Raw genomic sequence first — 9,712 nt, forward strand, 5'->3', positions numbered from 1 at the left:
GCTCAAAGATAATACAAAGTATTTTAATAAAGCTTTACTGCAATTGCTCAAAAAAGAACAATTCATAATTGGGTAATAATTCAGGATGTAATATTTTAATCATGTCTTTTAAAACCAAATCAGGTCGGTTTGGTGCTAATTCATAATAAATAACACCACCCGTTTTTCCTTTTTTTGTGCTGAAAGAATAAATATTTTTAGATTCAACAGCTTTAAAAAATTTATAATTTTTATTGTCTTTTATAATTTCATCGATAGAAGTAAATTGACCTGGTCCAATCCAAAAGTCAGCATCTTTTGCTTTGTCTAAAACAGTCTCGAAGGATAAAGCTAAACTTCCAGTTCCTTCTGTGTCTGCCCAAAGGTAATTTCCGTTGGCTTCTTTTAAGAATAGAGCAGCCCAACTATCTCCTTGTGGCAGAAACCATTGATCTTCATAAATTGCTCCAGCAAAAATTGTGGGTTTAGTTTCCGCTTTTTGTGCTAATTTTAAAGCTTTATTGTAGCTTTCTTCTATAGCTTCAAATTCGGCAGCAGCTTTTTCTTTTTTATCATACAAAGCCCCAAAAAACTTAATCCATTCTGCTTTTCCTAAAGGAGTTTTTTCCGTCCAATCTGAATTAAAAATTACTTTCTGACCACTTTTTTCTAAATTCTTATAAGTTTTCATGTCTCCGTCAACACTATAACCGACAATTATATCTGGATTTAAGTCTATTATCACTTCTGTATTTAGACTTTGATTTTTGCCAATTTCTCTAACTTTTCCTTGGTCAATTCGTTCTCTAGTAGTTTCAGAAGAAACATATTTTAAAGTAGGAAAAGCAACCAATGTATTTTCGACACCTAACATTTCAAGTGAAGGAATGTGAGTTGTTGAGGTAACAATTATTTTTTGAACAGGAATTTGAATGGCTGTAAATTGTTTTAAACTGTCAGGAACTATTATATTTTCTTTGTGTAAAACGTAAGTAAAAGTTTCATCAGATTCAGGATAAGTGTTTTTGACTTTTAAAATTGAAAAGTCATCATATTCTACTATTGAAAAACCTTCTGCATGAACAATTTGGTTTTCGTTAACAGTAGCTTTTGCTATGTTCTCTGTTTTTTTGCATTGGGTTAAACCCAAAAATAGAAGCGTAACTAGAAGTGCTTTTGGTAAGTGCTGCATAAAAAAATATACTTTACGCAAAAGTAGAATTTAGTTTTGAAATAAAAACAGATTTGTAACAAATGATGCAAAATATTTTTTGAAAGATATTTAACTTTACAATAAAAAATGAGAGATAATTCAAACACCTTTATTTATATAGTTGCTGGAATAGTTTTATTGCATTTTATAGTTGGCTTTGTTTGGTTAATTTATAAAATGACTAAAAAGAAGTGATTAATTTTTAATTATTTTTTTTGAAACAATATTATTATCTTCTTGTTGAAGTTGTAATAAATATGTGCCTGTATTTAATTTTGCTAATTCAGTATTTAATTCATCATTTGTCTCAGTTTCAATTATTTTTTTACCAATTAAATCAAATACGCTATATTTTTCAATAGTCAAATCAGTTTCAATTGTAATTTTATCTTGAAATGGATTTGGATATATATTGGTTTCTATTTGTTTAAAAATAGGATTTGAAAGATAAACTGCTCCAAAAAACTCTACATTATCATAAATTGTATTGTAGTTGTCTAAATCAATTTTTAAAAGATTAGCGTCACAATCACAAACTATACTATAGACTTTTAAAGAATTTGAATTAGTTGAACTTGGATACGTTTGACTATAGTATTTTACATTATGAGTAGTAAAAATAAGGTTTAGCCCATTATCATTTGTAACTATAATGTTATTAGCATTAACTCCAGTTGGAATTCCAATTGTATTTGAGGTTAATGTAGTAAGTAATGCATCACTAAAATAATTGACAGTGTCAAATTGTGCTTTTTGTATTACAGTGTTATATGAAATTAAATCATTCTTTAAATTAGTGTAATTACAATTTATACATTCTAGATGATATACATTTAAAGCTAAATTAGGCATTGGATATCCTCCTTTTGAAAAAAAGGTATTCACATTATGATTGTTAAAAATAATATTCAAATTATTATCATTTGTTATAATTATATTATTGTTTGAACTTATTGGGACTCCTATATTATAATTTAACAAAACAACTTGAATACCACCTTGCGCTAAGCAAAAGTTAGTCATCAATAATAAAAGTATAATTTTTTTCATAACGTAAATGTAAAATACTAATCAAATATACAAAAAATAGGTATTTGTAGTATATTTTTTAAAATAAAAGTATCTTCGCAGCAGAATTAAGGTTGCTTGTTCAATTTTGAACAGCATTAAAAGGGAATTAGGTTAAAAACCTAAGCTGTTCCCGCAACTGTAAGCTATTAAGCTTGTTATTATCTACATTACCACTGAGTTATCTGAACTTGTTTCAGATTCTTGGGAAGGTGAATAACAAGACGCAAGCCAGGAGACCTGCCTAATTTATTAACTAAATATAACTTTCGGGAAGAAAAGTTTATAAGATATGTTTAAAAAATTAGCTCTGTTTTTTGCGTTAACAGCTTGTTCTCTTATTTGGGCACAACAAGATTCTATTTTTCAATTGCGAGAAGTAGTGCTAACCGATTCACAATTAAAAAACTTTTCAGATACCCAAAATACTACTAAACTTAATGATAGTGTGATTCAAAAAAATCAAGCTTCATTAACCTCTTTGTTGCGTTATAATTCAGTAATTTATTTCAAAGAAAATGGCAGTGGAATGGTTTCTTCCCCTTCGTTTAGAGGAACAACAGCCCAACAAACAGCTGTGATTTGGAATGGAATAAATATCAATTCCCAATTAAATGGTCAAACGGATTTTAATACGTTAACTACACGTGATTTTAATTCCATAACAGTTAGAGCTGGTGGTGGAAGTGTAATTTATGGAAGTGGTGCTGTTGGAGGAACAATTCATTTAAATAATGATGTTTCTTTTAGAGAACAATTCAAAAATAAACTGCAATTAAATTATGGTAGTTTTTCAACTTTTGGAGCCAATTATACTTTAGATGTTGCAACCGATAAGATTTCTGTAAATGCAAGTATATCGCACAATCAATCTGAAAATGATTACGATTATATTGAGTATGATAAGAAAAATGAAAACGGTCAATATGAAAATACAAGTATTAGTTCACATATTGGTTATAGAATGAATCGAAATAATGAAATTAAATTTTTCAGCTATTTGTTTGATGGTAGTCGAAATTTTTCTGGAACAATTGCTTCCCCTTCAAAAAGTAACTATTTAGATTTCAATACTAGAAATTTATTGGAATGGACTAATTATTCCGGATTATTCACATCAAAAACTAAAGTTGCTTATTTGACAGAAGAATATAAGTATTTTGAGAATAAAGCTTTAGAAAATTTCACAACTGGAAATGCAAATACATTTATTGCTAAGTATGATTTGTTATACAATTGGACTTCAAAAATTAAAGTTAATTCGATTATAGATTATACTCAAAATTCAGGAAGTGGTTCTAGTTTGTCTACTAATAAAAGAGAAATTGGTTCTTTTAGTTTGTTGTTCAAGCATCAGATAAATGATAAATTGTCTTATGAAGCAAGTCTTCGAAAAGAGGTAACTTCTAATTATAAAAGTCCGTTGTTGTATTCGTTAGGTGGAAATATTCAATTGTTAAATTGGTATGCTATAAAATTTTCAGGTTCAAAAAACTTTAGAATTCCAACTTTCAATGATTTGTACTGGAAACTTAAATTTGAAACCGGAAAGCGCTTTACAAGCTGAAATGGGTCAAGTTTTTACTTATGGAGAAACCTCTTTAACTACAACTGCTTTTTATTCTAAAATTACAGATATGTTACGTTGGTTACCAAATGCTTCTGGTTTATGGCAGCCGATTAATACAGATAATGTTTCAATTTATGGGTTAGAAGCTTTGTTTAGTTGGAATAAATATTTCACTAATTCAAGCCTTCAAATTAATGGAACTTATGGGTATACAGTTTCAGAAAATGACGATACTAACAAACAATTGATTTATGTTCCTTTTCATAAAGCGACTTCAAGTGTAGCTTTTCAATATAAGCGAGCCACTTTTACCTATCAAACTTTATTTAATGGTGCTGTTTTTACTTCTAATGATAATGTTTACAAACTAAAAGAGTATTTAGTTTCTAATGTTTCTTTAGATTACAAAATAGGTTCTAAAAAGCCTTTAAATCTTGGTTTTCAGATTTTAAATTTGGAAAACAAACCTTATCAAAATGTTTTGTCTAGACCAATGCCTGGTCGAAATTATATGATGAATTTAACCTTTAATTTTTAATACAATGATTTTTAAAAGAGTATTTATGATTGCAGCTGTTGCTGTGTTTTTTGCTTCGTGTTCAGATGATGATGATAATGGAATAGTTGATAATTTACCTTTAGGAGCTTATGATAATGGTGTGCTAATCTTAAATCAAGGGAATTTTGGACAAGACAACAGTTCAATTTCTTTTTTATCAAATGATTTTGCAACTTTTCAAAACAATTCTTTTTTAGCGGTTAATCCAACAAAAGTTCTTGGAAATACAGGGCAAGATATCGGTTTTTATAATGATTTAGCTTTTGTAGTTTTAAATGCTTCAAATAAAATTGAAATCATAAATAGATTCACATTAGAATATGTAGCTACAATTGATTCAGGATTAGATAATCCTAGATTTATTGCTTTTGCTAACGGAAAAGGATATATAACAAATTGGGGTGATGCTGGTGTAACTACTGACGATTATGTAGCTGTTTTGAATTTAACAGATTATTTAGTTTCTGCATCAATTTCTGTTGTAGAAGGACCAGAGCGCATTATTGAAAATAATGGTAAGTTATATGTGGCGCATCAAGGAGGATATGGTTATGGAAATACTATTTCTGTAATTAATTCTACTTCAAACACTGTTACAAATACTATTACAGTTGGTGATGTGCCAAATTCATTACAAATAGAAAACGGAAGTTTATATGTAATGAGTGGTGGAAGAGCAGCTTGGACAGGAATTGAAACTATAGGAAAATTGTCAAAAATAAATTTAGAGACAGAAAGTGTTACTTCATCAATAGATTTTGCTGTTGGAAATCATGCTTCTAATTTATATATTGCTGATAATTCTATTTTTTATACGCAAGATTCTGATGTTTTTAAAATGAGTTTAACGGCCTCAAGTTTACCAACAACATCTTTATTCTCAACAGTTGGACAAGGAGTTTATGGAGTATATAGTTTTGCTGTTGAAAATAATAAAATATATGTTGGTGATGCAGCAGATTATAATTCAAACGGAAAAGTTTACATTTATACAAATACAGGAACTTTAGAAAATGAATATACGGTTGGAGTTATTCCAGCTGGGTTTTACTTTAATTAAATCACTAAGAATTTTATAATAAAAAAGGCTTCCAATTGGAAGCCTTTTTTATTTAATCTCTATTTAAATTGGGTGGATTTTCTATATACATCCCTTTTTCAATTCTATCTAAATTTTTAGATTCGGTAACATGTTCGAATACTTTTGTATTAAAATTGCTATTTATTTTTCCATTTGTATTAATATAGCTTAAAGCTAAATTAAGTAAAGGCTCTGTGTCGTTTCCTAAAATTCCTAAATTGCCGTAATTTTCAGTTAAAGTAACGTTAGGTAAAAGCCCATTTGAATATTCACCAACGCCATTTTTGTTTAGAATTTTTAATACAATTGGTTGCATGGCATATTTGTGATTTGGGTTTACATTTTCTTTTCTAAAAGTAGGTGAGTCATATATTGTTATTGAACCAACATTTTTTCCGATGGTAACATCGCCAATTTGAGTAACATCGATGTATGGTTTTAAACTGTTTATAATTAATTCGCTAGCAGAAGCTGTTGATTTTGTTGTTAAAACATAAACTTTGGTTAGACTCAAGCTATTAATCCCGTTACCATTGCTTAAAGTATTAGTAAATTTATTAAGTAATGCATCTGGGTTTACTGAATTGTAATAGCTCATTCTTTTTTCATTCCATTCTTGTTGGGCGAAAATTTGACCGTTAAATTGTCCTGTAATCATACTAGCTAGTTTTGTAGCTACATTTACAGATCCACCAGAATTGTAACGTAAATCCAATACCAAATGTGTTATTCCTTCTCCTTGAAAATAGGCAAAAGCATTATTTAATTCATTTTCATAATTTGAATAAAAACCATTATACATTAGATAACCTACTTTTTTACTTCCAACTTGATGTGTATTCTTAATTAAAACGGGATTTTCAGAATAAGGAGTTTTAGTTAATGTAATTGTATTTCCATTTGGAGTAATATTTCCGTTGTCATAAGCTGCCATATTTAATGTAAAAGTATCTTCAGATAATCCGGTTGGATTTAAATAGCCATCACTGTCAACAGTCAAAGGCACGCCATTTATTGCATAAAAAAGGTCTCCTCGTTGAATGTTTTTTGTAGATGCATCTGAATTGGGAAGAATATAACGTACAAAACCGAATACTTCTGTAGAGCCAGCTGTTTTTCTTTTAAACCCAAAATCTGCACCACTATTTTTAGAAGTACCTTGTAAAGCTGCTTCTAAAACCTCATAATCACTAAAAATAACGCTATACTTATCGATATTACCAGGCTCATATCTTAAATGTTGAAATAAACTTTCAGGTGTATAGTTACTTAAAAAGTTTTGAAAAGCTACATCAGTAGCAAATTTGCCATCATTTAAATCGGGAGAATCTTTTTGCCAATAATAGTATTGATTTAAGCCTGTCCAAACGAATTCATTAGTATTTCTATAATGTAAAACATCATCATAATCATCACTACAATTTTGAAAGACTAACAAAAAGCAAAAAGTTAGTAGTATTGATTTTAAAATTTTCTTCATAAATAGATTTTAATATTTAAGTAATTTAGTAGTATAACTTCAAAGTTCCAATTTTGGTATGTAAATTTATATTATTTTAAGCTATTGTAACAATTTTAATTTACATTCGTCTTAACTTTATAAACAAACTAATAACATGAAACAACAAGAGTTTATAACTCTAATTAAACCTTTTAAGGATAAGCTATATCGTTTGGCTAAAAGGATGTTGATAAGTAATGAAGAAGCAGAAGATGCAACTCAAGAAGTTTTGTTGAAATTATGGAAAGCTGACACGAATACATTTAAGAGCATGGAAGCTATGGCAATGACAATGACAAAAAATTATTGTTTAGATCAATTGAAAGCAAAGAGAAGTAATAACTTGTCAATAACACATAACAATTACAGTGATAATTCATCTTTAGAAAACCAAATAATAAGTAAAGATAATTTGTATAATGTTGAAAAAATAATAAACTCATTACCTGAACAACAACGGTTAATTATTCAGTTAAGAGAAATAGAAGAATATGAATTTGCTGAAATTGCTAAAGTTTTAGATATGAATGAAACAGCCATCAGAGTTTCATTATCAAGAGCTAGAAAAATTATTAAAGAAAAATTTGCTGAAATAAATAATTATGGAAATAAATAAAATAGAAGAGTTAATAGAAAAATATTTAGAAGGAAATACTTCTTTGCAGGATGAAAATGTATTGAAAACATATTTCACAGCACAAAATATACCTTCACATTTAAATCAATATAAAGATGTTTTTGGGTATTATAAAGATTCAAAAAACGAAACAACAAAAGAATTTATTCTTCCAGAAAAACATAAAAGTAAAAAATGGATTGGTATTGCTGCAAGTGTAGTTTTAGTAACTATGATTGCTACTTATTTGTATCAAAATACAACTAAAAAAGAAGACTTAGGTACGTTTGATAGTCCAGAAGAAGCATTTGTAGAAACTCATAAAGCCTTGCAATTAGTAGCAAACAATATCAATTCTGGCATGGAAAATGTATCTTATATAGAAGAATACGAAAAAACAAAAACAATAATTTTCAAATAATTAAATAAAAAAGTCATGAAAAAAATAGTCCTATTATTATTAGTCGTTTTACCATCATTTATATTTGCTCAATCGACATTTGACAAATTTGAAGACAAGGATGAAGTAAATTCAGTAATTGTAAACAAAAAAATGTTTGAATTAATGAGTAAGGTTAAAATCGATGCAAAAGATAAAGAAATGCAACAATACCTTACGCTGTTAAAAAAATTAGATAATTTAAAAGTGTTTACAACAAACAGCACAAAACTGTCTTCTGAAATGAAATCGTCAGTTTCATCTTATTTAAAATCAAATCCTTTAGAAGAATTGATGCGTGTGAATAGTGATGGAAAAAATGTAAAAATTTATATCAAATCAGCCGGAAGTACTTCAATTGTAAAAGAGTTATTATTGTTTATGGAAGGAGATTTGAAAGATACACCAACTGTTATATTATCATTGACAGGTGAGTTTAATTTAGATGAATTATCTTCATTAACGGAAAGAATGAATCTTCCAGGAAAAGACGAATTAAAAAAAGCTTCAAAAAAATAAGATGAGAAATTTAATTTTACTTTTATTTTTATTTTCTGTAGTAACATTAGTCAGTTGTAATAATAAACCAACTTTGCAGAAATACTTTGTCGAAAATACAGAATCAAAAGATTTTGTTGCAATAGATTTAGGTTCAGATATAATTAATACTGAGAAGATGTCCTTAACGGATTCAGATAAAGAAGCCTTAAAATCATTTGAAAAAATGAACGTCTTGGCTTTTAAAAAAGAAGATAGCAATAAGAATAACTATAATGTTGAGGTTCAAAAAGTCAAAACAATTCTAAAAGACACAACTTCATACAACGAATTAATGAAATTTGGTTCAGGAAATGATGGTGCTTCAATTTATTTTGTGGGTGATGATGAACATATTAATGAATTTGTACTCTTTGCTAATAAAAAAGAAAATGGATTTGCTGTTGTTCGAATTTTAGGAAATGACATGAATCCAATGAATATCATGAAAATTGTTGGTTTGATACAAAAATCAAATATAGATTTGGAACAACTGAAACCTTTACAGAATATTATGAAATAAAAAAAAGCTCCAATTAAGGAGCTTTTTTTTTAAATTAATTTTTAAAATACTTCCAAGGAACAACTAACATTCCAAAGCATTCTCCTTTATCTTTTCCAATATGTTTGTGGTGCATTTTATGAGCTCTTCTTACAGCCTTTGCATACTTATTATTAGCGTTTCTAAACAACTTAAACCTTTGGTGGATAAATATATCATGAACAAAGAAATAAGCGATTCCGTAAGCTAAGATGCCTAAACCAATGGCTAATCCTAAATCAAAAGAGCCAATACTCCAAGTGTAAAAACAAGTTATGCTTACAATAGCGTAAAATATAAAGAAGGCATCATTTTTTTCAAACCAAGAATCGTGGTCTTTTTTGTGATGATCTGCATGTAAATTCCATAAAAACCCATGCATAACGTATTTATGAGTAAACCAAGCCATAAATTCCATTAAACTAAAAGTTAAAATAAAAACAACTATTTGTAAAAACATAATCTTTTAAAATTTATATAATATTTAATCTGTATTTAACGTAACAACGCGCTAGTAATTGCGCTTTTTGGTAATCAGAAACTCTAATTCTAGTATTTTTTATTTCTAATGAAGGTGTTTTTTGTAGCTTTTTCAAGAGTTTTTTATA

Annotated in this window: 11 protein-coding genes, 1 pseudogene and 1 riboswitch; of the genes and pseudogenes, 7 read left to right on the forward strand and 5 right to left on the reverse strand. The window is 28.1% G+C overall.

The genetic code is table 11. From position 1 onward, the window contains the following. Positions 1-34 precede the first annotated feature (34 nt). Together AACZ53_RS05565 and AACZ53_RS05570 are read right to left on the reverse strand one after the other, a co-directional pair. Complete coding sequence (locus AACZ53_RS05565; RefSeq protein WP_339835587.1) at positions 35-1,171, reverse strand: ABC transporter substrate-binding protein; 1,137 nt, start codon at positions 1,169-1,171, stop codon at positions 35-37. Positions 1,172-1,387: 216 nt separating this feature from the next. Next, entirely contained in the window at positions 1,388-2,242 is an 855-nt protein-coding gene (locus tag AACZ53_RS05570; RefSeq protein WP_339835590.1) for a T9SS type A sorting domain-containing protein, read from the reverse strand. Positions 2,243-2,314: 72 nt separating this feature from the next. Next, a riboswitch (cobalamin riboswitch) is annotated at positions 2,315-2,523 on the forward strand. A gap of 29 nt (positions 2,524-2,552) precedes the next feature. Between AACZ53_RS05570 and AACZ53_RS05575 the strand changes: the two genes are divergently transcribed. Genes AACZ53_RS05575 through AACZ53_RS05585 form a run of 3 tightly spaced genes read left to right on the forward strand, consistent with a single transcriptional unit; the run spans position 2,553 to position 5,449 of the window. Then, positions 2,553-3,827 carry a TonB-dependent receptor gene (locus AACZ53_RS05575; RefSeq protein WP_339835593.1) on the forward strand — a complete coding sequence of 425 codons (1,275 nt, stop codon included), beginning with the start codon at positions 2,553-2,555 and terminating at the stop codon, positions 3,825-3,827. After that, the gene (locus AACZ53_RS05580; RefSeq protein WP_339835596.1) at positions 3,799-4,368 is read left to right on the forward strand and encodes a TonB-dependent receptor; all 570 of its coding nucleotides are present in this window, start codon (positions 3,799-3,801) and stop codon (positions 4,366-4,368) included. The genes AACZ53_RS05575 and AACZ53_RS05580 overlap by 29 nt, the downstream gene beginning before the upstream one ends. A gap of 4 nt (positions 4,369-4,372) precedes the next feature. After that, positions 4,373-5,449, forward strand: coding sequence for a DUF5074 domain-containing protein (locus tag AACZ53_RS05585; RefSeq protein WP_339835599.1), 1,077 nt, complete (start codon positions 4,373-4,375; stop codon positions 5,447-5,449). A gap of 52 nt (positions 5,450-5,501) precedes the next feature. Here AACZ53_RS05585 and AACZ53_RS05590 read toward each other — a convergent pair whose 3' ends face one another. Further along, the gene (locus AACZ53_RS05590; RefSeq protein ID WP_339835601.1) at positions 5,502-6,950 is read right to left on the reverse strand and encodes a S41 family peptidase; all 1,449 of its coding nucleotides are present in this window, start codon (positions 6,948-6,950) and stop codon (positions 5,502-5,504) included. 136 nt (positions 6,951-7,086) lie between these two features. Between AACZ53_RS05590 and AACZ53_RS05595 the strand changes: the two genes are divergently transcribed. From AACZ53_RS05595 to AACZ53_RS05610, 4 genes are read left to right on the forward strand one after another with little or no spacing between them, the layout of a single operon-like run. Beyond that, a complete protein-coding gene (locus AACZ53_RS05595; RefSeq protein WP_339835604.1) occupies positions 7,087-7,587 on the forward strand; it encodes a sigma-70 family RNA polymerase sigma factor in 501 nt (166 codons plus the stop codon). Then, a complete protein-coding gene (locus AACZ53_RS05600) occupies positions 7,574-8,008 on the forward strand; it encodes a hypothetical protein (RefSeq protein ID WP_339835606.1) in 435 nt (144 codons plus the stop codon). The genes AACZ53_RS05595 and AACZ53_RS05600 overlap by 14 nt, the downstream gene beginning before the upstream one ends. Before the next feature lie 15 nt (positions 8,009-8,023). Next, the gene (locus AACZ53_RS05605) at positions 8,024-8,545 is read left to right on the forward strand and encodes a DUF4252 domain-containing protein (protein WP_339835608.1); all 522 of its coding nucleotides are present in this window, start codon (positions 8,024-8,026) and stop codon (positions 8,543-8,545) included. Between the two features lies 1 nt (position 8,546). Then, positions 8,547-9,086 carry a DUF4252 domain-containing protein gene (locus tag AACZ53_RS05610; protein ID WP_339835610.1) on the forward strand — a complete coding sequence of 180 codons (540 nt, stop codon included), beginning with the start codon at positions 8,547-8,549 and terminating at the stop codon, positions 9,084-9,086. Positions 9,087-9,120: 34 nt separating this feature from the next. Here AACZ53_RS05610 and AACZ53_RS05615 read toward each other — a convergent pair whose 3' ends face one another. Together AACZ53_RS05615 and AACZ53_RS05620 are read right to left on the reverse strand one after the other, a co-directional pair. Beyond that, positions 9,121-9,564, reverse strand: a complete 444-nt coding sequence (locus AACZ53_RS05615) for a sterol desaturase family protein (protein ID WP_026717021.1) — start codon at positions 9,562-9,564, stop codon at positions 9,121-9,123. Between the two features lie 13 nt (positions 9,565-9,577). Then, a pseudogene (locus tag AACZ53_RS05620) lies at positions 9,578-9,712 on the reverse strand (phytoene/squalene synthase family protein); the annotation flags it as partial.

This window comes from uncultured Flavobacterium sp. (genome assembly GCF_963975005.1).
Taxonomy (GTDB): domain Bacteria; phylum Bacteroidota; class Bacteroidia; order Flavobacteriales; family Flavobacteriaceae; genus Flavobacterium.